This window comes from Mesorhizobium huakuii, from assembly GCF_014189455.1.
In the GTDB taxonomy this organism is placed as follows: Bacteria; Pseudomonadota; Alphaproteobacteria; order Rhizobiales; family Rhizobiaceae; genus Mesorhizobium; species Mesorhizobium huakuii_A.
Genome location: NZ_CP050297.1, coordinates 58,843 through 85,213 on the forward strand (window position 1 = coordinate 58,843; position 26,371 = coordinate 85,213).

Below are 26,371 nucleotides of genomic sequence, written 5' to 3' on the forward strand. Positions count from 1 at the left end.
CTTCCTCAACCCCTACCCCGGACCTATTGTCGGTTGACAGGTCGGCTACACATCTTCAGATGTATTGATTATCTGGAGCAGTTCCTGGCGCAAGATTGTGCAGAGGTTGCGGGTCGTTCCATAGCCAACTTGTCTTGGATCGTATCTCACTTCGATTTGTAGCTCGCCAGCTTCGTATCCGACACGAAACCAGAAGAGGTAGTTCATGGCGGACTGCTCCATATCTTCGCCGATCCAAAGTGAGTGCGGATCTCTGGCTAGCAGACGCCGTGGATAATGGCGTTGCAGTCGTGCTCGATAGTTCAGTCCGATCCTAGGCAACGGCAAATGATCGATCCGCTTCCGCACTGCCGGATCCCGATTCAAGAACTTCATCGCCCGAAAACCGATCCCCCGGCGCGGCAGCGCGTTGCGCTGCCGATATATCGAACGAGCGCGATCCGGACGAGACTCCTTCCCAGTCAGATATAAGGGAAGCGGAACCAGTTCGCCGACATAGCCGATGATCTGAGACGGATCGATGTCGTCGAATAACTCACCTCTGGTCGATGTGAGGCTGTCGATCCAGAGCGAGTAATTCCCGAAAGCGCGGCCAAACGCCCCTGACACAGCCGCAAGGAATATATCAAAATCCTCGCATTGCGCAGACGTCGCCGAGACATTGAGAAGTCTGGCCGTCGCCTTCTCGCCGATCGTTACGCAATATTTGGCCTGATCTTCCCACAGTTGGCTGCAATATTCTTCATTTACCAATCCCTCCAAGCGGGCGTAATGGAGCCTTCTTGCAGTTTCATCTAAAAATTCCGCTGTACCCGAGCCAGCATCGCTCACATGCATATCGAGCAGATCATATCGAACCCCCTCCCAATATTCGAGTTCGGTTGGCGCTTCGCTATCTGCGTAATGGCCCAATCGCTCCAGCCACTGAGAGAGAGGCGTCGTCTCTGGATCCGCAATGGTCCCGCCTACGGCTAGCGTATTGTAGGCTGTTTCCAGTGCATTTAGGAACAGTCGGTACCCAGTCCCGTCAGCTACAAAGTGATGCATCAAAACAAGCAGATAGTAGTTGCCGCTCTCTGATGTCCGGAAGGCTGAAAGCCTGACGAGGGGTGTCTGACCGTCAAACCGAAACCTGGTTTGACGCTCTGCGCAGGCGCCTTCGATGACCGTCAGCTGTTTTGCCGTGGCCATGCCGACCAGGTCTATTTCTTCCACGAGGGGATTGGGTACCGATCCGATTGCCTGAGATAGGCCGCTCTCGGTTTGGACTATTCGAAGTTTCAGTCCTTCGTGCCGACCAATGACATGAGCAAGGGCGCCTTCAAGGATTGATAGATTCAGGAGACCCGCGGGCAGGAAGAAAAGGTCGCCAAGGTTGTAGTGCTCGCCTAATCCGACAAGGCTGTTCCAAGATGAGACGGCGGGAGTCACTCGCAACGGTCCATCGGGAGCCTCATAGGCAGAGATCGTCGTGGCCGATGCGATTTCCTTGGCCAATTCCCGAATGGTCGATGTTCTGTACAGTTGGCCAACGGTCAAGCTCAGTCCGGCTTTACGCGCTAATGTAACGCAACGCACACTCAGAAGAGAGTTTCCGCCGATATCAAAGAAGCTGTCATCGATCCCGATGGATTTGGCGCCTAACAGTTCTTGCCAGATCTCGGCAAGAAGTCTCTCCCGCTCCGTGCGCGGCTCAGTAGATTGGGCATTCCGAAGCTCGCGGGATCGGACAGAAGAGAGGCGACGACGATCTATCTTCCCGCTCGCCGTCAGTGGCATACGGTCCACCATGCGAAAATCGGATGGAATCATGTAGGGCGGCAATTCCTGCCGTAGGTGATTCACAAGGTCTCCTGAGGTAAGGCCGTCGTCAGTTGGGACCACTATGGCCACCAGTCGGCGATTGTCATCCACTCCCCGAACGACTGCGGTTGCCCTGGCAATGCCAGGATGCGCTTCAAGGGCGGTTTCGATTTCCTCCAGCTCAATTCGGAAACCTCGGAGCTTGATTTGATTGTCCGATCGACCGCAAATCTCCAAAACACCTTTGGCTGAGACGCGGGCGATATCGCCACTGCGATAAAGAAGGCCGTATTGGCAGTCATCGTATGGATTGGGCACGAAACTTTGCTTCGTTCGCTCTGGGTCCCGCCAGTACCCCGTGCTTACGCAGCGTCCCGCGACGCAGAGTTCGCCTGCTACCCCGACGGGAACCCGCTCCAACTGTGCATTGAGCACATAGATCTTCACATTGTCGATTGGGCGCCCGATCGGCACAGCTTTAGAGCCATCGTCCGCCTCCGATGTTGCGTAGACTGCCGCATTAGACGCGCATTCCGTGGCGCCATAAAAATTCCATAGCGGCACATCTGGAAAGCTCTGTCGCCAACGAGAAGGAAGCGATGGCGGCATCGGTTCAGCACTGCTTGTGACTAGGCGCAAGCTGGTCGTTTCCGCATGTCGTTTTTGAGAGGCGATCAGACCGGACAGAATGGGCGGGGAAGCGAACAACCGAGTCACGCGATGCCTAGTCAAGGCACTCAACAAGAGGTCGGGGTCGAGCAACTGGTCATCGGTCAGGATCAGCGTTGGGACCCCCTTCAGGAGTCCTCCAAAATACTCCCATGCTGCGGCAACAAGTCCCGCCGACTTCTGAACAACGATCACGTCGGCGCCATCAAACGGAAAGCATCGCCACATCCAGTTCAGTCGATTGAGTATTGCGGGCTCAGGTATGAGAACGCCTTTCGCCTTACCCGTTGAGGATGAGGTGTAGATCAGGCTGGCTGCGCTGTTATCAGGCTGCTCGACCTCGCAGTGCATTGCCCGAACGGGGTAGTATCTCGCCTGCAGGAAAGACAAGCTAACGGACGGCACACCGAAATCGATCTCTTCGTCCGCGCTGGCGTGAATTAGGAGCTTTGCACCGCTATCTCTTACAACGTGGCTGATCCGTTCCTTCGGGCAATCTGGCGATATAGGCACGACGGTCGCCTGCATTGCCCGGATAGCCAAAGTTGTAGTGGCCACTTCAGGTGACCGGTCGATCAGCATGGCGACCATGTCGCCCGGCCCTACCTCGCCGGTACGCAGAGCGGACTGGATCGCCGCCATGCGTTCGCGCAGTTGGCCGAACGTGACTTCTCCGAACTCGCCGAAATACGCCACCCCGTCGTTCTTTGCGCTGACCTGATCGAAGGCTTCCACGAGCGAAGGTTCGTTCTCATATACCTGCTCAGGGCCCTTGAGCGCGTCCAGCATGGCGACCTCCGAGGGGCACAGGCAGGTCAGGGCGACAATCGGCTCAGCCGGCCTGTCGACACAGGCAGCAATAAGATGGCGAAGATTGGCGGCCATGCGAGCAATCAGGTCACTTGAAAAAATGTCTTCCGCATATGCCAGTTGCAGCGCAATCGCATCGCCCTGGTCTTGCGCATACAGGGTAAGGTCGAACTTCACATAGCCTGTGTCATATTCACGAAACGTCAGATCCAAATCGCGTTCGGCCGGTGGCTCCTGGGGTTCGGAGTACATGTTGAACATGACTTGGAAGATTGGAGATCGACCGGCTTCGCGGTACAATCGGGCGTCCCTCACCATCCAACTGAATGGATACGCCGAGTTCGCGATGGCATCGCTGACAAGGGCTTGCACATGAGTTACGTGAGCCACAAAGGACTTATTGACATCGATCGTCGTTCGGATTGGTAGCATATTGAGGAAAAAGCCAACGATCTCCTCAGTGCCTGTCTGGTCGCGCACGACGTGTGGTATACCGACGATGATATCGTCCTGGCCGCTATACATCCGCAACAGGAGCTTAAAGCATGCCAACAGGATCGTGGATGTGGTGCACCTGTGCCGACGTGCAAAACCCCTCACTTGATCGGACAGTTCTTCACCAAGGGGAACCGCATGCGAGGCTCCACGGTAGGAACTCCCTTTCGGCCGGGGTCGATCACTCGCTAACAAAAGCGCGGGCGGATTGTCGCCGATCTGCCCACGCCAGTAGCGCCGCTGCTCAACCAGCAAGTCCGGTGTAACGTGTACACTTTCCCAGAGCGCATAGGCCGATAGTGACACACGATGCTCTGGAGAGAACGGGGCAGCATTGGAGTATCTCGTTCGCAAGTCTCTGAGCAGGACGGAGATCGACCAAGCATCTATGATGATTTCGTGTGCGGTTATCAGTATTAGATGGTCGTTCGCGGCAAGGCGGATCATGCGCGCACGAAACAAATGGCCCTGACTGAGATCAAAGGTGTGGTTGAGCTCGGTCCGCCGCATCTCCGCCACAAGCTCCTCAGCCTCCTGTCGCGTAAGGTGAGTGGTGTCAACCAACTCTAAATTGGCGCAGTGCGGATCATCAAAAATCTGGACCGGCCCGTCTTCGTCGCTGAAACGTGCCGAAAGCGCGTCGTGGGCCCCGACGACATCGATCCAAGCTTCATTGAAAGCAGTCAGATCGATTGCTCCTCGTATACGCACGCCACCTTGAACGACGTAGTTCTTCGCATCCGGATCGAGCTGCCAGAGGAACCACAGGTGTTCCTGCACCCGTGTCAGCGTTGATCGTCCGTGCTTTCGGCCCACTGGAAGCACGTTATGTGTCGTTTCGGATTGGCTTGATAGCGATGCCGCCAGCGACCTGACGGTCCCATTTAGCACCAGCCTGAAATCCACCTTCGCCCCGAGCTGCCTCTGTAGCTGGGCTAATATAAGCATCGCCCGTAGCGAATCCCCGCCAAGGTCCATGAATTGGTCGTTCACGCCGATACCTTTGATGCGAAGAACGCTGGACCAGATATCTCGCAGCTTGCTTTCGAGCTCCGTCTTTGGTTCCTCCAACGGATTCAGTAGCTGAGGGCGAATGGTCGCCGGATCCGGCAAAGCTGCAAAGTCGACTTTCCCGTTTCTGGTAATTGGAATGCCATCGACATGAATGATTCGCTCCGGGACCATGTAGGCAGGAAGCGTTTCGGCAACAAAGCTTCGGAGTCCGCTTTCCAAGACTTCGGGAGGGGCCGATACATAGGCCACTATTCGTCTTGGCCTGATCCCTCCGTCGGCCTTGGTTATGTCTCTTGCTGTAAGCTTCACGCCTTCATTGACGGGTGCTACGGCGACGGCGCCACTTACCGAAGGATGGGTGCAGAGCCGAGACTCGATCTCTCCAAGCTCGACCCGGTGCCCCCGGATCTTGACCTGACGATCTCGTCTGCCAAGACATTCCAGCAGGCCGTCAGCTCTGAAGCGTCCGAGATCACCTGTCTTGTAGAGGCGCCGATGGGATGGATGGCTGGAGAACGGGTTTGGAAAAAAAGCATCTTTGGTACGCGCGCAATCATTGATGTAACCAGCAGCGACACCGATTCCGCTGACACAGATCTCGCCGACTTCACCCGTCCTGCACAGCCGCCATCCATCGGCGACATAGACTTCAAGATTGGAGATCGGCCGACCGATCGGTACATAGGCGTCAGTTGCACTAGGCGGGACAGAAACCACATGGTGGGTAACCCCATCAGCACATTCTGTCGGGCCATAGTGATTGAGAATTGGGACTTGGGGATACAGTGCCAGCCAGGCGCGCGCCAGGGCAGGCGTCAGCGGCTCGCCGACCGCGGAGATCATGCGCAACGCAGTGAGAGGCCGCTCGTCGGCCGCGAGTGTCTGCAGATATTCAACAAATATGGCAAGAACCGATGGGACGAATTGGACAATTGTGACGCCTTGTTCCTGCAGCGCCTTAAGAAGAGCCATCGGAGATCTAAGCGTGGCATCGTCTATAATCGTGACGCGGCTTCCAACGCATAGCCCTGCCAAAAGCTGCCACAGCGAGATGTCAAAGCAATGCGATGCAGTTTGAGCGATGCAGTCCTTTTCGGTCAGCTCGAGCGCATCGATCTTGGCTATCAGATGGTTGTTTAGTGCGGCACGCTCGACCATCGCGCCTTTGGGCCACCCCGTCGAACCGGACGTAAACAAGATGTAAGCGAGACCGCACTCAGCCGAAGAGGGCATCGCAGAAGAGGCACGGTCCCTAATTAACGCGGTCTGCACCGTCATGAATTCTCGATTGCCGTGGCTGGTTTCTTGAAGCAGACCAAGGGCTTCCGGTCGCTCTTGCCCGATAATCAGAGTGCATCCACTCTGCTCGATCATGAATGAAGTGCGTGAGGCCGGCAAAGATGGGTCGAGCGGCAAATATGTTGAGCCGCCCTTCAGAATTGCGATTACTGTAGCGGCCCAATCGGGATTTCGTTCACCACAATAGCCCACGATCGTTCCCACCGCGCAGCGCTCTCGTAGAGTGCTCGCGATGCTGGCCGACATGACTCGCAGCTCACCATATGTGAGTTCTGCCGCGCCGTGCGTAATCGCGATTCTGTCCGGAAACGATGCCCCGATTTCATCGATAGCCGCGATTACATCGGTGAGCCGACGTCCGTCCAGCTTGTGCTTCTCACGTGAATTTTCGTTAAACATGCGCATCCAGCTCTGCGCCGCTAGCTCCGCGGCACTCGAAACCTACAATTTTTGGGGTCTCCCTCACTCCAGAGCCGATTCCAGGCCTGGAAGTTTGTGAGGGGCTCGCCACGCCGGGGGCTCAATCTGCAAGACCATGTTGCTCCAAAGCTATTGCCAAAGGTTGCGCAACTTTATGCGCAAGCTTGTTTCCCTCTTAGAGACGAGGCGCCGGGTTCAAGGGAAGATTCTGCGTGCAGTCAGCCCTCACTCAATGTCGCTGCATCTCATTCAGCAAAGGCCGTGCCAGCGCGCTCCGCGCGCGGGATGCGCATGATTACGCGTTGAAAACCTCCACAGTGCCCAAGATGTGTTTTGAACCTGACATGTTTTCTGACGATGTCAGGTTTTGGACACGCATCACGCGCTTCGCGCTGCCAGAATAGCATGGCCAGCTACGACGCCGTTCGGCGCTATGCGCGGACATGGTCGAAGAACCGCGGCGGCGGCGACGGCAGAACCTATGTCCCGCTCTATTACGCACCGACTGGAGCGTAAGCGGTTATGAGCGTCTTGTAGAAGAACATATCTTCTGCGACGTGGTTCGCAGGGGCGTCGATCGGATCGAAACCCAGAGATTGCGAATGGTCCATCTGTCCGAGACCCTCGCCATTCGTTTTCACGAGGGCATGACGCGGACCAATGCGTATAGCCACGACAATCCGGCATCAGCAACAGTCGCCGTCCCGACCCCCGATGAGTTCGATGTCGATGTCACTTTCATCGAGACTTTGATCGCGGATCTCAAGACGGACAGTCTGGCCGCAGAAAGCAAACGCCCCGCAATGAATCAAAATAACCGCCAGCATTTGGCGCGAAGGCGCACCTGGCCTGGCCCTCTCGACGGCGCAGTGGCTACATCAGAAAGAAGTAGCCGCTGTCGCGCTCGACAATGTCGGGGTTGAGGTCGAGCCGTTCGAAGTACCGCACGACACGATCTATCCGCTGCACGTGGTGTTCCTGCGCGATATGGGGCTTGCATTAGGCGAGTTGTGGTGGATGGAGCTCCTCCGATTGTCGCGACGTGCTTAGGTTCTAGACTTGATTCATAGTTTCTCGAAGGCGATGACAAGGACGTCACGATATGCGAACGGCATTTTCGGATTTTCGGTCACGATCGATGATACATCATGAAACGTCTTGCGGTCGTTGCAGATCACAAAATCGTTTGGAAGGTTCATTTCGACATCGCCGAGGAACCGCTTTGCGGCATCTGTAATCGTGCTCACACCGCCGGTCACGTTAACCCGCCCGATCATGTAAGAAACGATGAAATCCACTCCGTCCTGATGAAGGCCCTCGGGTGCTGGTTTGCCGTTTACACCGTCGCGTGCAACAATCCGGTAGGGATGGAGCTTAATATTCCAACGATCATGTCCAGCGGTTTCACATAGAATTCTGCAGAAACCTGTCAGAATCTTGTTTAAGACAGGATGATCTATAAAGGATTGTTCAAAGGGCTCGAAGTAGCGCTTGAAGCCGCCATTCAAGGGGTTGATGGCTTTCGATTGCTCGTAAGGGGCATGCGGCAGGAGCCGAAAAATTCCGTCAACTGCGTCATATTCAAACGCACTATAGCGCCGGTAGCGATAGGTCCCGCCGTCACGCATGTATTCATCGAGAAGCAGTCGGTTCCAATGGTCAGCAAAATTCTTCCAGCCAGCATCAATTTCGATGCCGAAGCCGGCTTCGGTGCGCTCACCTCTCGAAAACCACCATCCATTCGTCACCAGATGATCAGTGCATACTTGACTGAGGCTGCATAGCGCCTGGGGTGCGACCTTTTTCATGGGTGTCTCCCGTCTTGGTAATTTGGCGAGGGGGAAGTTTTAGAGGACGCTTGGTGGCTCGCGGCTTGGTGTTCCCACAGGTGGCGGTCCGTAATGTATTTCGGCGTGCTGGCTATGATGGACCGAGGTAAAAAGCGCGTGTTATCGACTATGTAGCTGACGCTCCCGCTGACGCCCTCGAGTGCGGACGCTATGGCCCGTTCGCACATCTTGTGAATAGTACTGCTCCATGCACCTGACACCGCCTCCTGGGACCAGGCTTGCTCAAGCCCTTGCTTCAACACGATTGATCCGACGCCAAGGGAAGCGGTTTCGAGGTGCCGCAGCGCGTCCATGATGATGGCCGCCGCTGGGGCCTCGCGGACTTCGAGAACCTTTTCGCCGGTTGAGATGTGTTCGAGCCCGACAAAGCGGCCGTGTCCGAATTTACCAACTGTTTTATTCAGGAGCAGGATTGTGTCGATCAGTGCAACATCACGGTCATCAATTGACACGAGATTTCCGTCGATAAATCCGAGTTTGATCTCTACCGGCTGCTCTGCGGCAATGTTGCGCGTCCAATCAAATGCCTCTTCCGGGATAGAAAAGCTCTCGGGATCTTCCAAAGGTCCAGACTCGAATTCCCGGCACCAGAGGTTTTCGTCTCCGCTCCACGTGCGGTCCGTCACAAAAGTCAGTCCGAACTTGGAGAGGGCGGCGGCCTTCTGCTGCCGGGAAATCACCGAGCATTCATACGGACTACCGAAGTGACCGGAAAATCCCGAGCGCTTGATGCTATTGTTAAGACGCGGAAGACTATTCTGCGAAAGACTTGCTGTATGAAGAAGCAGCCGTGAGCCGATTGATGTTGCATGATCAACAATCAACGAGGCGATTACAGGACGACTCAAGGAACTGCTTAACGGATAGTTGCCAAGGTACTTGGCATGGGCCCGAATGGCGGGTTTCACGCCTTGTTCGACAAAAGCTTCCCGCCCTTCGAGACAGACAAAGCGCGCGCCGAACCTGGCTGCCGTCTGTTCCAGCAAAGGCTTATCGATGGAAGTTCCGACATCCGCCGCGACAGCTTCAATATTCGCAAAGCCAAGGCTTTGCAGCTTGTAGAGAAGGTAGGTGCTGTCGAGACCACCGCTGAACATGGTTGCAACTGGTGCGTTTCGGTCCGGAAAAGCCTCCAGATCTTCGAAACTCAAAATGCCGCCGATAGATGGTTTGATCGAAGTTGAGACGGCGTTCATTTGTCAGGTCCTACTCTCAAAAAGATGCCGGCAAAGGTTCCGGCGAGGATGAGGCCGGCACCTATCAAGCCCGTTGCGGTCAAAGATTCTGTCAGGAGAAGGTGCGCGAGGACGAAACCAAAAAAGGTTCTGTTCCCATCAGCAAGCCAACCCGTGTCGGCGTGGATTTTCTGACCGCGGCGTTTTGAATGTAGAATGCACCGATGGTGCAGAAGAGTGAAAGGAAGGCGACGGCGCCCCAAAACTGAGGGGTGGCCTTCACAGTAAGGCCGTAGATTCCGAATTGAGCGACGGCCAAAACGAAAGTGAGTGTTGCCACCGCCGATCCCTGGATGGCCGTCAGTGCCGCAGACGAAATCTGCCGGCCGGCCAGAAGGCGTTTGGTAGAAACGACCATAATTGCTCGCAGAATCGCAGCCCCCAGCACAAGCGCGTCACCCGGACTGAACTTGCCGATCCCGCCAGTGAGAAGGCCGACACCGATGCAGGATATGGCGGCACTTGCCAATATGCCCGTAGGTGGAAGTCGCCCTGATAGCCCATAGTCAATGATCGGCGTGAAAATTACACAAAGCGAAATGATCATGGCCGTATTCATGGCGCTTGTTGATGCAACACCGTAAGTTTCAGCAATAAAAATCGAAAAAAGTATTGTCCCCAATACGAGGCCACGGATGCAATCGCCCCAAGAGATCGATGCGATCTCATGTCTTGCCACCACTGCCATAAAGATCGTGGTAATCAGGAAACGATAAAGAATGAGGATTAAAACCGGCGCATAGAATAGTGCACTTTTCGCGACCGGATAGCTCGCGCCCCAAACGAATGCGACACCCAGTACGGCCAGGTCGGCCGAGAAGGATGAGGTCAGTGACCTCCTGGCAGGTATTGAAGCACTTTCGAAAACGTCCACGGTCAAGTATCCTTTGTGCTGGCCATCATCCATCCTACTGTGCAGAATTCGCGGAACTGTCCGGCCTTCCGCGAGGCGCTCATCGATGTCCGAAGCAAATGTCGTGCCAATCCAGAAAACCATTTTTAGACCACATGATCGCTCTGATAGTGCAGTGTTTCATGCCCAACGTTGTCAGAAGGCCGACAAGGAGTCCGACTGCTGGGCATGCAAACCGAACGCTGTGATCCTGTTATCCGGACAGGTTTCCCGCTGCAGCCCGGCTTGGCAATTCATCAGGGCCCTGTCGCAAATGAGAAGCCGAAGGGCAAGGCGGCTTCCGGCTCGCAGAGCGGTCCGAACGACGTCGGCGCGGTCTCTAAGCCTCGCCCCGATGTGACGCGCAAAGGCATAGAGATGATCGGCGAGCTGTGCACCGATGCGCTCCACGAAGCGCTCGTGCGTGCGCCGATCGAAGACGTCACGCTGATCGCCTTGCTCGTGCTCAAGCTCGCCGGCTGCAACATCTCGATCCAGTCCGGCGCCTCCGACGACATCTACGGCTATACTAAGGATGGATCGCTGTATGCGGCTCCTCGACGAAGACAGCAAATTTGCCCATGAAATTGAGACGGACACGCGGGCCGCGCTCGTCGAGCACTTCAGGGGAGGGCACTTCGTCCATCCGTCGGCGCTCTTCGCGCCCGGCCCGGCGAAGGTCGGCGCATGGCTCTCAAGGGCAGCTTCAATCCTGGCGCAGTTGACCTACGGCACAGCCCGGCGCTGGCGGAGCACCCATGGCAGGCGCCGCTTCCATCGTTCATCTCGCGGCAAAGCAACATCTTTCTGCCACCGCTTCTTCTTGCGGGTCCCTCTGCCTCCAGTCGGTGCGGTCCATGTCAATCGGCCCGCACAAAAGGGACCCCTTTTTTGAGGCACAATGGTCAGCGCTCGCCGGGCGGAGCTGGTCTGGGTTGCGCAGCCCGGCGAGTGCGGATCGGCGTGATGGGGTGATCAGGGGCGGGATGAGCGGCGATAATAAACGGTGGGACCGTCATCCTGATCAGGTTCTTCCGCATACTCATTGTCGGATCCTCGACGATGTAGGGCATGAGACACAGCGCTCTATGAGTGATCGTATTGTTTTGACACGATATCCTCGTTCGGCACGATGCATGCAGGGCTATCCGCAATCGCGCTGAGGCACGGACTGAGGAGACATCAACCATGACCAGGCCCGCCCAACATGCGGTCTACTCGCGAAAACTGAGCTTTCCGAGCCGACGGAAGATTTTGCGCACTACTGCGGCACATCCGGCATCTCTCAACTAGCCCGTCTTATGCACGACGTTGCGTCTGAGAGGTTGGCGGATGTAGCCTAAGCGATTGATTTGGCGTAGGATTCGGTTGTCTAAGCCAACCCTGCCACCGCCTCTCGCGAGCCACACCCGCCATGACCGATGATACGTTGCTGCCGCTCTCATTTCCAGCCGTTGGACGCAAGAAGATCACAGCTGCGTTTGACGGCGGACGCATCACCTCGGATGGTGGCGTCATGCTTTTGGCAGCGGCCGAGCGACGCCTGCAACTGGCCGACAGGCTGGCCGCCGCGATCCACGATCCGCGCGATCCAGCGCGGGTGACGCACGCCATGGCCGACATTGTGCGCGCCCGCATCTTTGCGATCGCATGCGGCTACGAGGATGCCAACGATCTCGACCGGCTGCGCACCGACCCGGCCTTCAAGCTCGCCTGCGGGCGGCTGCCCGACAGCGGGATTGATCTGTGCTCGCAGCCGACATGCTCGCGCCTCGAGAACCTGCCCGACCTGCGCACCGTCATCCGGCTCGGCTGGGTGCTGGTCGATCTGTGGCTGTCGAGCTATGCCGCGCCGCCCAAAAGCGTCACGCTCGACATCGACGACACGGTGGATGTCGTTCACGGCCATCAGCAGCTCTCGCTGTTCAACGCCCATTACGACGAGCGTTGCTTCCTGCCGATCCACATCTACGACGCCGCGACAGGACGCCCGGTCGCCATGATCCTGCGTCCTGGCAGGACCCCGGCGGGCAAGGAGATCCGCGGCCATCTGCGCCGGCTTGTCCGGCGCATCCGCGCCCGCTGGCCGACCACCCGCATTCTGATCCGCGGCGATGGCCACTATGGCCGGGCGCAAGTCATGGCATGGTGCGAGGACAATGCGGTCGACTACCTCTTCGGATTGCCCGGCAACAAGGTTCTCCAGCGTCTCGTTGATGAAGCCGCCGACGATATCCGCACCCGCCGCGCGCTCGAGCAGAAGCCGGTGCTGCGCGGCTATGCCGAGACCCGATACAAGGCGAAATCCTGGAAGACGGAACGCCGCGCCTGCGCCCGCATCGAGGCAACCACCCTCGGCCTCGACATCCGCTTCGTCGTCACCAATCTCGACAAAGGCTCCGCCGAGCATGTCTACGATGTGATCTACTGCGCCCGCGGCCAGGCCGAAAACCTGATCAAGATGCACAAGAGCCAGCTCGCCTCCGACCGCACCAGCTGCCGCTCACCGATTGCCAACCAGGTCCGTCTCGTCCTGCACACCGCCGCATACTGGTTGATGCTCACCCTGCGCGAGGCGGTGCCCACGACCCATCATCTGTGCAACGCCGAGTTCGCTACACTGCGGCTCAGGCTTCTCAAGCTCGGCGCCCGCGTCACCGAAACCGTCTCGCGCATCCGTCTGGCCTTCGCCGCCGCCTGTCCCGAAGCAAGTCTGTTCCGAACGATCGCCATCACGCTGCAGCCCGCAGGGCCATGAGCGCCGGGGCATCAAAGCCCCGCCGAACCCGATACCTTGACCCTCCAGCGCGTTCCAAAGTCCAGTCTCAGCTGCGGTGAAAAAGACGCCTCACACCTTCATGACCGAACGCTAAGCGGCAAGGAACCAGGCCGCTCGTGAATAGGACGGGCTAGCAGGTGTTTTCAGGCCCCGGCTTTGATTTGTCGTTTTGCCGGATTGAGCCGCGCGGAGAGACACCGTGTGAGCGCAGCTCTCGGCGGGAGGCGGTGACGGCGATAGCACGGCTCGCGGGCAATCGGATACATGCACGCCGCATTGCACAAATCCGCCTGCGCAACGAACTCCAACAACGGATTACCAAAGCGAGTTGGGAGAAAGACATGCTGATCAATCAAGGAGAACTTGCCAACCTCACGGCTGAATTCTGGTGGGGCCACGCAGCGATTTCGCACGTTCTGTCGAAGTTCGAAGCCGAGACAGGAACCCGCCCTAAATTTCCCTGTATTTTCGGGCAGAATGCGGTCAAACGAGGCAATTTACGCTTCCTCCTCATTCCATACAAATTCGAGACTTCACAATATGACCTTAATGTGTTGGCTTCTGGACTACGCACCTACATCGCACACACTGATATTCGCTCCATCGACCTCAACCACCATTGCCCACTACTTGTGCTTTTTGAGCCAATAACCACTCTTACAGCCACAGATCATTTCAAGAGGGTATTCATCGAAGCGATGCAGTTTTTACTGGATGAGGATCACGGAACTTGGCCTGCGCACGTATCCAAGGATCCTGCGCATCATACTTGGACGATGTGCTTTGACGGCTGTGAACTTTTCGTGAATGTAAGTCATCCAGGGCATGTTCTTCGTAAAAGTAGAAACCTAGGCCCCGGGCTGGCATTCGTTATAAATCCGCGCAAGATATTCGACATAGCTGCTCCCGCTGATCGGAAAGGCAGAGCCATAACAGCAACGATCAGGCGCAACATCGACATCTACGACGATGTTGCACACAGCCCGTTGCTGGGGTCTTACCTTCTCGGCGAAGCGCAGTGGCCGCAATACATGATCCCCGACAACAATGAGGAGGCCCCAATCGAGTGCCCTCTGCACTTCAAATGATTGGCAGTACACCAGCGGATTCGCCATTCGCCCCGCCTATATTTTGACCGTCATCTTTAGTGCTGAGTTATACTTGAAGATGTGCCGCGTCGTGTCTAGACGGCGAGCAGAACCAACAGCTTGAAAGTGAGAGTCCGGGGGCGATGCCCGTACGACATACTCGTGAATGAGATCACTCGTCTCAGTAGGTCGGCGATGCACGATCTGTGTGACTACTACAGCGAGCTAGGTTACCTTTTCCGAGGGTATTATGAAAGATGTTATCGATAACGAACTCACGGGACATTTGGGACTCGCCTCAGGGAGTTTGCTTATAGCTATAGTGATCCTTGGATCCGGCATTCTTGTTCTCCCAGGACTAGTGTTCGCAAAAATTGGCGCGGACGGCATCTACGCATGGTTTGCTTGCTCGCTGCTCTCTGCGCCGATCCTCGCCATGATGGTTATCTTAGGCAGTGCATATCCGAGTGCCGGCGGTGTTGCGTACTACGCTAAACTTGCTTTTGGCCAATACCTTGAACTGCTCGTGTCAATGCTCTTTCTTGGAGCAGTAATTTTGGGCTTGCCATCTATCGCGATTGTGGGTTCGGCCTACCTACAAAAGCTAACTTGGCCCGGTGTTGATGTTCATCTGATTGCGGCGCTACTTATTTTGCTTGCTGGCTTTTTCGCTCTGTTCGCCGGTGAGACCTTCCGCAGTGGCGTGAAGCTGGTGGGCGGTTGGTCCTTATCGCTTTTGGTAGGCGCTCTCTTTGTGCTAATCGTGCTGGCAATACGGGCCAACGGTGTCCGCTTCGGTCCACCCTCAGATTTCCCGTCGATTGCGAGCCAGATTCCGCTGATCTTCTTCTCCTTCACCGGTTGGGAGATCGCGTCCCATTTGGCCGCGGATTTTAGGAATCCTAAGAGGGATTTTGGCCGAGCAATGGTCTTTGCCTTTATTCTGATCTGCGCCGTCTACGTCGGCAGCGCGGCGCTCGTGCATATCGCTGATATTAAGTCGAACTTCAATGTGCCAATATTCCAGGCTGCGGCGCAAATCGCACCTTCCGCTCCACATTGGCTGGTTCCCGTGCTTGGCGCATCGCTGGTCGCTGCCAATCTCTTCGGGTCAGTTGTGGCCGTCTCACGGCTGGTATTCTACCTCTCCAGACGACACTTCCTTCCCGCCAGTCTCGGTTGCTTGCACCATGGTGCCCCTCGCAACAGTGTCTATTGCGTGGCTGCAGCCCTGATCATAGTCGTCGCCTGTGACCAGATTGGGCTGCTCAATATCGAATTAATGTTCAGCTTGGCCGGAATGAACTTTCTTGCCATTTACGTCGTTTCGGCGGTTGCACTGGTCCGACTCAGGCAAGGATTGGTTTCGAGGCTACTCGCTGCTGTGATTGTCATTCCCGCTGTGCTGATCATACTCGGCGCCGGAGTCTCTCTCCCTTATATTGCATCTATCGCCCTCATTGCCATTTTTTTGAACCGCAACAATCGAGCGGAACTAACATGAACCAGTCCACTATCAATGAGGCGTTCAAGACCATCTCGATCAAGCAGGGACTGCTGCCCGTGAAGGTCACGCCATTCTATGAAATGAAAATCAGGGAAGAAGTTGAGGCGCTAGGCAATCATCTGGGGCCGCTTCATCGAGCGTCCTTTCCAACGCAGGACAAAATCTCATTGAGGGCTCCCAATGAGGTGAACGACTTCGTCGATGACCGATCAAATGCGCTCGGCGATACGAACAAAACGTCCATGATCAGAAAATACGCCGACCGCATCCTGTTCCTACCCACCTCGAAGTGTTTCGGGCATTGCCAGTATTGTTTCCGAACAGACGTGCTTACAGAGAACAATGCCGTTGACCCGCGAAATGGACAGAATGCAGATCTGCGGCAGCTGCTCGAATATCTACGCACCCACCCAGAGGTCACGGAGGTGATCCTCTCAGGCGGAGATCCGTTGATCCTGCCAACATCCCGGCTTAAGGTAATCATGGAGGGGATTCGCTCGGTTCCATCGGTAAAGTCAATCCGTATTCATACGAGAGCTATTGTGTATCAACCGGATGCTTTCACACCAGAGAAAATTGAAATCTTTGCGACGCACAATATCCGCGTTGTGTTTCACATTGTGCATCCGTATGAAATCTGCACAGATGTATCTGAAAAGATCGAAGATCTTCGACGGCGTAGAATCAGGCTCTACAATCAATTTCCGTTGTTGCGCAACACAAATGATCATCATGTAGTTCTCAGTCGGCTCCTGGAGAGGCTTGACGAGATTGGCGTACGCAACCTCTCAATCTTCATCCCAGATCCCATCAACTTCTCTGCAGCATTCCGCGTGCGTTTGGGTCGCGTCTGGCAGATCGCTGATCATCTTAACTTCATTTCACCATCATGGATCAATTCGACACGATTTGTGTTCGACTCCAAAGGTGGAAAAATGAGGCGCGAAAACTATGTTGCGACGAATAGCAGCAATGATGTCGCCATCTTCGTCCGCGACGGCAAGCCCATTTCCTTTCCCGATTTTCCGGAGCATCTTGATGTCCCAGGCAAGATCGAATTCATGCTGTGGAAACAACAGTGATTGTAGGGCTGAAGGGTGCGACATGGCCGGCTGCCGCTTTGGTAGACGCTGAGACGAAGGTGTTTGACGGAGCTGGAGTATGGGAGCGCGAAGAGAGAAAGTCGTCCGCGCGCTAAGCTCAAGTCATGCTAAATGAAAAAATTTATCCGGGTTAACGTGGGAGTGTACGCGAACGGATATAGCATCTTAACGCGATCGGAAATGTAAAAGCTTTCGCAGAAAACTTTTGCAAAAATGTGAAATTGTTACGACAGTTTACCGCATTGTTTCTTGATGTGCGAATTCCTGCAGGTGACATTTGCGTTCACGATGAACTCGACGTTCGCCCATATCCACGCCGTTGGTGGGGTGAGTTGCTTTCGCAGAGGATCAAACCAGCGGCCTGATGTCTTGTTGCGGCGTCGAACCGACATTGAAGAAGTTTTTGGCCCTTGTGAACTGGTCTGTGGAGTTCTTATTCACCAGCTCCTGGAAGCTTTCGTAATCGGGGCCACCTTTGCGGATCCGACGGGTCTGAACGAGATTGGTGACCTCGGTGTAGTCCATGTCGAGGTTGACGTAGTGCGTCGATGAGCAAGAGGAGTTCAGCTCGAGGAAGTGCTCTTTGAACCGATCTGCCGCAGAACGATTGCTCCGTAGTCGTAATATCCGCCTGCCCCATTATCGAGAAGGTAGCTTTGGTAGGTGCACGTCAGCGCTTTGTATCGCTGCGCCTGGCCGCCTGCACGGTAAGTGAGGTTGCCAGTTTCCGTAAGGAAGGACTGGAAATCGAGCAGCAACGAGGCCCCATCGGTAATGATCGCCTTGCAAAGGAACGAAAGAAAAGTTCCTGAAACAGCTTGGCCTCACGACACGAAAGTGCTGGATCTGTCCGACATTTGAGAACGTAGCACGAACTCAGGATTTGGACTGGGATTTGGTTTCGGCTTTGAGGGCTGCATAGAGCGCGGTTTTCCCGACTTTCACACGAGCGGCTGCTTCACGGACGTTCAATCCGCCTGCCATGTGCTGGCGAGCCTTCTCCAGTTTTTCCGGGGTGACGGCAGGTTGCCGACCGCCGCGCCGGCCGCGATCCCCGGCTGCCTTCAATCCGGCCCTGGTACGTTCTCTGATCAGATCTCGCTCGAACTGAGCCAAGGCTCCGAACAGATGGAAGACCAGTCTTCCGCCCGGCGTCGTCGTATCGATATTCTCGGTCATGGACCGGAAGCCGACTCCCTTCGCGTCCAGGTCGGTGATGATTTCGATCAGGTGCTTCATCGAGCGACCCAACCGGTCGAGTTTCCAGACCGTGATTGTGTCGCCCTCACGCGCATAGCTGAGAGCTTGGGCGAGTCCAGGCCGATCCGTCCTGACGCCGGAAGCGTGGTCCTCGAAGATCTTTTCGCATCCAGCCTTGCGTAGGGCATCGAGCTGCAAGGCGGTATCCTGTTCGCCTGTCGAAACCCTCACATAGCCGATCGCTGCCATTCTGGTCTCATTGTCCGCTTTCCCGTTCATTCCGGACTCTGTCCGATTTGCCATCATAGAGCAAGGTGTGCGGACAAATTCTGGGGATACCGTATAAGGAACGTTTCCCGGACAGGCCAATCGCGCTTCGATCCTCACCTTCTTGTTGAACGAGTGGAGTAGGGGGAATGGCGCGACGAACCCTTTTAAGCGAGATGTGGTGGCAGCAAGCGATCAACATGCCGGATGACGAACGGGAGATCGTCAAGCACTACACGCTGGACCAGGCGGACCTCGATCTCATCCTTCGTCAAAATCGTGCGCCTAACCGGTTGGGGCGGGCCTGCGTCCTGGCCGCACTTCGCTATCCTGGTCGCGCCCTTGCGGACAATGAGATTCCTCCACAAGGGATGCTGCGATATCTGGCCCGGCAAATCGGCGTCGATCATCGAGACATTCATGAATATTTCGAGCGACCACAAACGCGGCGAGAGCACCTGGCCATGCTCCTCGATCGGCTGAAGGCGAGACCGTTTTCGCCAGCTGATGTTCGGGCGCTGACCGGTTGGCTGACCCCGGCCGCCCAGACCATGCGTCGCGCCGATGCTCTGGCCGAGATGGTGTTCGAGGAACTGCGCCGCCGGCATATCCTTCTGCCGACGCGCGCTGCTTTGGAAACCATCCTTCATGTGGCGATCCGGCGCGGCGTCCGGATCGCTCATCGGGCACTCTCAAATGGCCTGTCGCAACACCAGAAAGCCGACCTCGGCGCCCTTCTGGATATGCGCGAGGGCACGGCCGTGACCACTCTCGCATGGTTGCGGGCGCCATCATTATCGCCGAACGCTGTCAATCTCGACAGAATAGCCGAGCGGGTCAAACTGCTACGGTCTCTCGCCTTGCCGGCGGAGTTGGCCGACCGGATTCCGGTAAAGCTTTTCGATGAGCTTTCCGCGGAAGGAAGCAGGATGAGCGCCCAGCATCTTCGCGATCTCAATCCCGAGCGGCGCCACGCCGTGCTGGCCGCGACCGCGCTGCACCTATCCCGCAACCTGACCGATTGCGCCATGGATATGTTCAAGAAGCTGATCGGTGCTTTGACGCGGCGCGCCGACAATCAGGCGGCACAAAGGGTCACGCGCTCCGTTCGTGAACTCCAGAAGCCCCTGAAGGAAGTGTCGCGGGTCTGCCATGTCATTATCAATGCCAACGACAATGGCGAAGACGTAAGTTCGGCGATCGACCGCACCGTGCAATGGCGCGAATTCATCAGTAGCGTGCAGGCGATCGATACGTTGATCGCCCCTGATGTTGTCGACGGCAAGACTGATCTGCTCTCCCGTTACCCCACAATCCGAAAGATGGCGCCGGAATTCCTTTCGACCTTCGTGTTCCGCGGCCACGCCGTGGCAGCCAATCTCTTGCGAGCCCTGGCGACGATCACTGATCTCTACCGGTCGGGCAAGCGGAACGTCCCGGCCAGAGCGCCCATCTCCTTCGCGCCGAAAGGATGGCTACCGATTGTTCTGGAAGATGGCAGGATCAACCGCAAAGCTTATGAATTCTGCGTCTTCAGCGAATTGAAGCGCCGGCTCGATGCTGGCGATATCTGGGTCGAGGGATCGAAGCGCTTCCAGTCATTCGAAAGCTTTCTCATTCCAACGCCAACGTTCGAGCTGATGCGCGAGGAAGGGCCATTGCCGGTCGCGGTCGATACCGATGTCGAAACCTACCTCCAGAACCAGCGGACGATCCTGAATAGAGGACTCTCCGACCTCGCGCAGCTGGCAGAGGCCGGAGAACTCGACGATGTCGAGTTGACCGAAATCGGCTTCAACGTCACCCCGCACAAGGCTGCATTCCCCGACATGACGAGGCCTGGGCCGACGCCGACCGGCTGATCAGTCGCCTGGACGACAAGACGATTGCCGAGGCCCAGAAGGTTTTCGCGCGCATGGATTCGGTCGGCCAGTCGCGCATGAGCCGGTTGCATGGCGGCAGCCGCGACAAGCTCGAAATCAGCCCGAACCTGTGGGCCGGCGTCGGCCTGGTGCGCGGCGGCGCCGGCACCGCATTGGTCGGCGATGCGGCCACCGTGGCGGAACGGATCGACGAATACCGGCGCATCGGCATCGATACGTTCATCCTGTCCGGCTATCCGCATCTGGAGGAAGCCTATCGCTTCGGCGAACTGGTGCTGCCGCTGTTGCCGCTCGATCATGAAATCTCGACGCGGCCGACGACTGTGAACATGGGACCGTTCGGCGAGACCGTGGCCGGCGATCATCGCCCGTCGGCGCTGCGTGCGAGCCAATCTTGAGTGCCAGCGAAACGGGCAACGGACCGGTCATCGCGATTGTTGGCGGTGGCTTTTCAGGTGCGGCGACCGCGTTTCATCTGGCGCGGCTTTTGCCCGCCGGTGCAGCCGATATCGTGGTCGTCGAACCCCGCGAGGGACTCGGCTATGGTCTGGCCTATTCGACGCCCGATCCTTCACACCGCATCAACGTGCCGGCGTCGAGGATGACGCTGATCTCCGGCCAGAACAGCCACTTTGCCGACTGGATGGAGCAGACCGGCGCCATTGTCGACGATCCCGAGGCCATTGCCGCCAATGGAGCGCTCTACCCCCAGCGCCGCGTTTTCGGGCGCTACGTGGAATCGCATCTCCAGCCGTTACTGTTTGGCAAAACGATCCGCCATGTCAGGTCCGCGGTCGCGTCAGTCGAGCTCAGTGGCCAGGGCTACCACCTGATCCTCGCCGATGGTGGGACGCTCGCAGCCGACGCGCTGGTCATTGCGACGACGCATCCGCCGCCGGCCTTGCCATCGCCCTTGCAGTCCGTGGCTAGCGCAGCCGGGCTGGTGGCCAACCCCTATGATCTCGAAAGGCTGGAAGCGATAGGATGTGACGACCATGTGCTGGTCGTCGGCACCGGACTGACGTCGGCGGATGTCATCGCGACGCTCGACCGCAATGGCCATCGCGGTCGCATCACAGCACTTTCGCGCCATGGCTACCGGTCGCGAGGCCATGCGGCTACGCATGTCGATCCGATCGGCGACTTCGCCGGCCTGCCTTCACGCAGCGCCACAGCGCTGCTCAGGCGTATCCGGTCGACCATCGCGACCGCCGCGCAGCAGGGCGAAGGCTGGCACCCGGTGCTCGATGCCGTCCGGCGACAAGGGCAAATCATCTGGCAGGCCCTGCCGCTCGGCGAGCAACGCCGCCTCGTGCGCCATTTGCGCGCACTGTGGGATGTGCATCGCTTTCGCATCGCGCCACAGGTCGCGGCCGCTCTCGATCGCCGGGTTGCCGAGGGAACGCTCGCCTACCGTGCCGCATCGATTACCGGCGCCGTGCAGGTTGACGGGCGCATTCGCCTCACGCTGCGGCCAAGGCGCGAATCCACTCAGGCCACAGAGACATTCGACAGGGTGGTCGTCACTACCGGGCCGGCGCATGCCGATATTTTCCGGACCAACCCGGCGATCGCCGCTCTCGGGCGAATGGGACTGGTCCGGCTAGACCCGAATGGTCTTGGTTTGGAGACCGATGCGCACGGCCGTGCAGTCGGCGCATCCGGGCGGCCGATCGACAGCATTTTCGTCAGCGGGCCGCTGGCGCGTGGCAGCGTCGGTGAATTGATGGGAATTCCCGAAGTCACTGCGCATGCCGAGCTCGTCGCCCACGAAATTCACCAATGGCTAGGATACCAGACGGCGTCGCGCCGCAAGGCGTCGTGAAGCTGCAAACACGATGAGCTTATCCAGATGGCACTGACCGAGCGCATTTGCGAAGGTGGAAAGGGCATTCGAGTTGATAAATAGGCGACTGGTCGCGTGGCGCTCCTGGCGCTGTTCGCGTTTGTCGCCGGATAGGACGAGCTTGACGTTGTGAAGGCTGCGGCGGGTCACCTTCAAACTCCGTCCAGATCCGCTCGACCTCCGAGGTGCCGATCTCCATGCCCAGACTTCGCACCGGCGGTCCGCTTTGGCGCCAGCCGCCATGATGACGGCGACCCGAGACAATCAGCCCACCGCGGCGGACCTTCAGGTAAGTGGGTCGAGAAAGCCCTGGGCGGGACGCCGCCTACAGCGAGGCTGCTGCCTTGTGGCCGCAGCGATGGAAAGAATCTGCCGCCGGACATCGACGTCAGTGGTTTAGAGAAGGCGGCTCGGCAGGGATCTCTGCATAAAATCCCGGAAGCCCGGTGCGTGTCATTCGGATATCGGATTCTTTGAGAGCACCTTAGGCGGCGAGCTTGGCTGCGTGTGCCTTCACTACTGTCGACGTCTACCAACTCCCAATCTGATATACGGGGTGAGTGACGCCTTGAAAAATTTGCCCGATAGCGTGCGTCCGAATTTGGCGGCGATCTTCGCCAAATGCGATGAGCTGCAATTTCCAGCGACGGCTAGGGGCGAGCCTCCAGCACCAAGTTGAATGGCGTCTCCGCGGCGCGACGGAATCGCTTGAAGCCGCCGCCGGTCACCACCCTGCGCAGCCTCGCCTCGCCGGCCTGGGCGCCAAGCCCGAGCCCAACTTCCTGTGACACGGACGCAGGCGTGCACAGGAACGTGGACGCGGCATAGTAGACGCGTCCGACGGGATTGAGGTTCGCCGCCAGATGATCATGCGCGAACGGCTCGACGATCATCCACGTGCCATCCGGCTTGAGCGACCTGTGGACATGGGTGGCGGCGCCGGCTGGGTCGCCCATGTCGTGAAGGCAATCGAAGAAAGCGACGAGGTCATAGGTGCCGGGATAGGTCTTGGCGGCCGCGACCTCGAAGCGCGTGTTGGCGCCGACGCCGGCTTCCTCGGCGGCCTTGCGGGCGCGCTCGACCGACGGGGCGTGATAGTCGAAGCCGACGAAGCGCGAATTGGGGAAAGCACGCGCCATGAGCACGGTCGATGCGCCATGACCGCAGCCAACATCCGCAACGTCCACGCCGCATTCGAGCTTCTCGACGACGCCCTCCAAGGCCGGCAGCCAGGAGTCGATCAGATTGGCATTGTAGCCTGGACGGAAGAATCGTTCCGTACCGCGAAACAGACACGCGCTATGATCGTGCCACGCGACGCCCTTGCCGGACTGGAATGCCTGCCTCACCTTTTCTTCATCGAGCCACAGCGCGGACAGGAACTCGAATGCGCCAGCCATGAAGGCCGGGCTATCTTCATCGGCGAACACCAGCTCCTGCTCGGCGTTGAGATAGAACTCGTCGCTCGCTTCATCGTAGTCGACGTAGCCCGCCGCCGCCTGCCCGGAAAGCCATTCCCTTACAAGGCGTTCCTGGGTGCCGGTGCGTGTCGAAAGTTCGGCGGCCGTCATCTTGCCGCCTTCGCGCAATGCCTTGAACAGGCCGAGTCTGTCCCCCAGCACGACTCCCGCGCCAGTAGCGATCGCACCGAGATCGCCGACCATTTTCCCTAAGAATGCGTCCAACTTTTCCTGACTCGCTTCAGACATTGGAATCTCCCTTTGGGTTCAATCTTTCCAGGCGATGGAGCCCTGCTCGTCATGAGGCGTGATTGGCCGTCGCCTTGAGCATCAGATGCTCGAAGACATGCGCGATGCCGGATTTCCCCGCGGCTCATCCGCGCTGCCGATCCTGAACCAGACCATATGAGTGGCGACCGGCGCGGTGGTCGGAAATGACAACCACCTCCATGCCGTTGAAAAGCAGGAAATCCGTCACTTTGCCCTCGTCGGTAACGGGCGGAGCCGGAGCGTTCGTCACCGGGCAAGCGCGGTCGCAGTAGGTATCCTGGGCAGCCCGTCAGACATCGATGGCTCCGGTTGTGGTGACGGGACGGGCGATAAGCAAGTTCGGGGCAAAGTGATTGTTCCGCGGCGGCTGTATGTTTTGGTGAGGTGATCATGCGACTTCTTGTTGGTCGGTCACGTGTTTGCGGATGACGAGCATGTACTGTGCCAAAGGAGAAACCATTCAAACGCAATCCAGTAGATCTGACTGTATCCGACATTGTCGGAAATTGGACATCGCCGAACGCGAAGCGTTCGGGGCTTGTGAGGATACTTGCGCATGCTGCTTCGGAGGAGGGATGCGCCTCGAACCGGCCGCGAGGCCTTCCTGCCATTTAAGGCGCCAGATCAATTGAACGCAGCGTTGGTGCATGGATCCTTTGTCAACGGTTTGGCGATAGGCAGGCAGGATCGAAATCAGCTTGATTTGAGTGCCATGCCGTACAAACACAACGCAGATCGTCGTCATCACGTCGGAAAGATGAAATTCAGGGTGACGAATTGGCGTGACTACGAAGCAGGTCTGCGCCGGCGTGGTAGCCTGACCTTATGGGTAACGCCGGAGGCACTGGCGGGATGGCGCGCTCCGCGACGCAAGACCCGCGGCGGCCAAGCCCGGTATTCCGATCTCGCCATTGAGACAGCGCTGACGCTGGGTTGCGTCTTGGCAATGCGGCTGCGCCAGACCGAGGGATTGCTCCACTCGCTGCTGGATCTCATGGGGCTGAAAGTCCCAGTTCCAGATCATACGACGCTGAGCCGTCGGGCACAGAAGTGGGAGCCACCAGCCCGACGAAACCCGCCGCTGCCGGACGGCCCGCTGCATGTGCTTGTCGATAGCACGGGATTGAAAGTCTACGGCGCCGGGCAATGGCTGGAGCAGAAACATGGCGCCAGATCACGTCGCAACTGGCGCAAGCTGCATCTGGCAGTGGATGCCAAAAGTGGCGCGATCATTGCCCAAAGGCTGACAGATCAGGACACGGATGATCCTTCCCAGGTGGCACCGCTGCTCGATCAGATCGACGGCGAGATCGACCAGTTCACAGCCGACGGAGCCTATGACGGCAAGCCAACCTATCGGTCTATCCTGCAGCACAGCGCAACCGCGAACATCGTCATTCCACCGCGTTCCACGGCGGTGGAAAGCGGTGATGCCGGACCGCCTGGTCAAAGGGACAAGCACATTGCCGCAATCGCAAGCGACGGTCGGCTGAAATGGCAGGCAGCCACCGGCTACGGCAAGCGGGCGCTGAGCGAAACAGCCATCGGACGATACAAGGGGCTGATCGGACGGCGCCTGCGAGCACGCTCTCTTCCGGCTCAACAGACCGAGGTTGCCATCGGTTGCATCGTTCTCAACCGCATGCTGGCATGGGCACGCCCGGAGTCTATCCGGCGTCAAGTCACGCAGGCATAACCAACTACGTCGACGATCGAAATGCGTTCGATTTCATATCCGCGCACCAACGCCTCATCAGTCGCTTGACCCGAGGCTCCTGGAGGGCCGTCTGCGCGAGACTCTTGTCTACTTGTGCAAGCTCACCACCAAGGCGATCGAGTTCACCGGCATGGCGAAGGACGACACGGCGCTGATCCTCGGCGAGCGGCTGAGCCTCCAGCCAAGCCCTGCCCCGCTTTTGAGAACAGGGTGCCCTTGTAGGGCGGGTGTCGGGATCAGGTTGGCGTGCAGAACGGAATGGATTCGGTTTTTGAGACGGGTCATCTGGGAGACGAGCTGCGTTTCGTTCGGCCACCACGCGACGACGCGTCTCGGTTTCCTCGTCCGGCATCCAGACTTCAGGCAGAAAGCCACTCGCATGAAGCTTCGCCAGCACTGCCGCGTCGATCTTGTCGGTCTTGACCTTGGCCCAGGCGATGGCCCGGACCAGGATCGGATTGGCTATAACCACGCGGCCCACAAAAGGCGACAATAGTCGCACGATCGCACTTGTATTGCCTGTTGCCTCGATGACGATCTCGTCATCCGGCTTGAGCTTCATGGCGAACTGCAACAGGCGGCTGCGTTCAAGATCGATCCTCCCCGCATCCCGGATTTTGCCTTTCTCCAAGATCGCCATTTGGGCGAATGATCGGTGAACATCAAGGGCAATGATTCTCATTCCCGGCTCCTTTCCAGGGTCAGCAACCATGGGAGCCGGCGGGCTACACGACAACTACGGATCCGCGCTCGCAGCGCAACCG

The 26,371-nt window shown here is 57.6% G+C and carries 16 protein-coding genes and 3 pseudogenes; 9 read left to right on the top strand and 10 right to left on the bottom strand.

All coding sequences use genetic code 11. The annotated features are described in order from the left end of the window. Positions 1–45 precede the first annotated feature (45 nt). From HB778_RS35090 to HB778_RS35100, 4 genes are all read right to left on the bottom strand, one after another. On the bottom strand, positions 46–6,495 hold the full coding sequence (locus tag HB778_RS35090) for a non-ribosomal peptide synthetase (RefSeq protein WP_244662063.1): 6,450 nt from the start codon (positions 6,493–6,495) through the stop codon (positions 46–48). A 1,079-nt stretch (positions 6,496–7,574) separates the two neighbouring features. Then, on the bottom strand, positions 7,575–8,318 hold the full coding sequence (locus HB778_RS42075) for a 2OG-Fe dioxygenase family protein (RefSeq protein ID WP_244662064.1): 744 nt from the start codon (positions 8,316–8,318) through the stop codon (positions 7,575–7,577). Then, the gene (locus tag HB778_RS42080; RefSeq protein ID WP_244662065.1) at positions 8,315–9,556 is read right to left on the bottom strand and encodes an argininosuccinate synthase-related protein; all 1,242 of its coding nucleotides are present in this window, start codon (positions 9,554–9,556) and stop codon (positions 8,315–8,317) included. The genes HB778_RS42075 and HB778_RS42080 overlap by 4 nt, the downstream gene beginning before the upstream one ends. A 91-nt stretch (positions 9,557–9,647) precedes the next feature. Next, a complete protein-coding gene (locus HB778_RS35100; RefSeq protein WP_244662066.1) occupies positions 9,648–10,469 on the bottom strand; it encodes a DMT family transporter in 822 nt (273 codons plus the stop codon). A gap of 207 nt (positions 10,470–10,676) precedes the next feature. On the opposite strand from HB778_RS35100, the gene HB778_RS35105 reads away from it, so the two are divergent. From HB778_RS35105 to HB778_RS35125, 5 genes are all read left to right on the top strand, one after another. After that, a complete protein-coding gene (locus tag HB778_RS35105) occupies positions 10,677–11,072 on the top strand; it encodes a hypothetical protein (protein ID WP_183465454.1) in 396 nt (131 codons plus the stop codon). Between the two features lie 829 nt (positions 11,073–11,901). Further along, positions 11,902–13,245, top strand: coding sequence for an IS1380 family transposase (locus HB778_RS35110; protein ID WP_183461167.1), 1,344 nt, complete (start codon positions 11,902–11,904; stop codon positions 13,243–13,245). Between the two features lie 362 nt (positions 13,246–13,607). After that, on the top strand, positions 13,608–14,354 hold the full coding sequence (locus HB778_RS35115; protein ID WP_183465455.1) for a YqcI/YcgG family protein: 747 nt from the start codon (positions 13,608–13,610) through the stop codon (positions 14,352–14,354). 250 nt (positions 14,355–14,604) lie between these two features. Beyond that, positions 14,605–15,858, top strand: coding sequence for an APC family permease (locus HB778_RS35120; RefSeq protein ID WP_183465456.1), 1,254 nt, complete (start codon positions 14,605–14,607; stop codon positions 15,856–15,858). Next, entirely contained in the window at positions 15,855–16,943 is a 1,089-nt protein-coding gene (locus tag HB778_RS35125) for a radical SAM protein (RefSeq protein ID WP_183465457.1), read from the top strand. The genes HB778_RS35120 and HB778_RS35125 overlap by 4 nt, the downstream gene beginning before the upstream one ends. A gap of 369 nt (positions 16,944–17,312) precedes the next feature. Here the strand turns inward: HB778_RS35125 and HB778_RS42085 are convergent, their stop codons facing one another. Together HB778_RS42085 and HB778_RS35135 are read right to left on the bottom strand one after the other, a co-directional pair. Next, a complete protein-coding gene (locus HB778_RS42085; RefSeq protein ID WP_244662067.1) occupies positions 17,313–17,489 on the bottom strand; it encodes a hypothetical protein in 177 nt (58 codons plus the stop codon). A gap of 351 nt (positions 17,490–17,840) precedes the next feature. After that, the gene (locus tag HB778_RS35135; RefSeq protein WP_183465458.1) at positions 17,841–18,413 is read right to left on the bottom strand and encodes a recombinase family protein; all 573 of its coding nucleotides are present in this window, start codon (positions 18,411–18,413) and stop codon (positions 17,841–17,843) included. Positions 18,414–18,607: 194 nt separating this feature from the next. Between HB778_RS35135 and HB778_RS43610 the strand changes: the two genes are divergently transcribed. The 3 genes and pseudogenes from HB778_RS43610 (at position 18,608) to HB778_RS35150 (ending at position 22,139) form a co-directional block, all read left to right on the top strand. Further along, a complete protein-coding gene (locus tag HB778_RS43610; protein ID WP_432421282.1) occupies positions 18,608–20,293 on the top strand; it encodes a DUF4158 domain-containing protein in 1,686 nt (561 codons plus the stop codon). Then, positions 20,263–20,712: pseudogene (locus HB778_RS35145) on the top strand (LLM class flavin-dependent oxidoreductase); the annotation flags it as partial. The gene HB778_RS43610 and the pseudogene HB778_RS35145, both read left to right, overlap by 31 nt. Further along, on the top strand, positions 20,709–22,139 hold the full coding sequence (locus HB778_RS35150; RefSeq protein WP_244662068.1) for an FAD/NAD(P)-binding protein: 1,431 nt from the start codon (positions 20,709–20,711) through the stop codon (positions 22,137–22,139). The pseudogene HB778_RS35145 and the gene HB778_RS35150, both read left to right, overlap by 4 nt. A gap of 129 nt (positions 22,140–22,268) precedes the next feature. Here HB778_RS35150 and HB778_RS42095 read toward each other — a convergent pair. From HB778_RS42095 to HB778_RS42100, 3 genes and pseudogenes are all read right to left on the bottom strand, one after another. After that, a pseudogene (locus HB778_RS42095) lies at positions 22,269–22,455 on the bottom strand (transposase); the annotation flags it as partial. Between the two features lie 355 nt (positions 22,456–22,810). Further along, on the bottom strand, positions 22,811–23,869 hold the full coding sequence (locus tag HB778_RS35155) for a class I SAM-dependent methyltransferase (RefSeq protein WP_183465459.1): 1,059 nt from the start codon (positions 23,867–23,869) through the stop codon (positions 22,811–22,813). 52 nt (positions 23,870–23,921) lie between these two features. After that, positions 23,922–24,140: pseudogene (locus HB778_RS42100) on the bottom strand (insulinase family protein); the annotation flags it as partial. 462 nt (positions 24,141–24,602) lie between these two features. Between HB778_RS42100 and HB778_RS35160 the strand changes: the two are divergent. Next, positions 24,603–25,586: an IS5 family transposase gene (locus HB778_RS35160; protein ID WP_183465460.1), complete on the top strand. Its 984-nt coding sequence runs from the start codon at positions 24,603–24,605 to the stop codon at positions 25,584–25,586. 4 nt (positions 25,587–25,590) lie between these two features. Here HB778_RS35160 and HB778_RS35165 read toward each other — a convergent pair whose 3' ends face one another. Beyond that, a complete protein-coding gene (locus HB778_RS35165; protein WP_183465461.1) occupies positions 25,591–26,289 on the bottom strand; it encodes a transposase in 699 nt (232 codons plus the stop codon). Between the last annotated feature and the right edge of the window lie 82 nt (positions 26,290–26,371).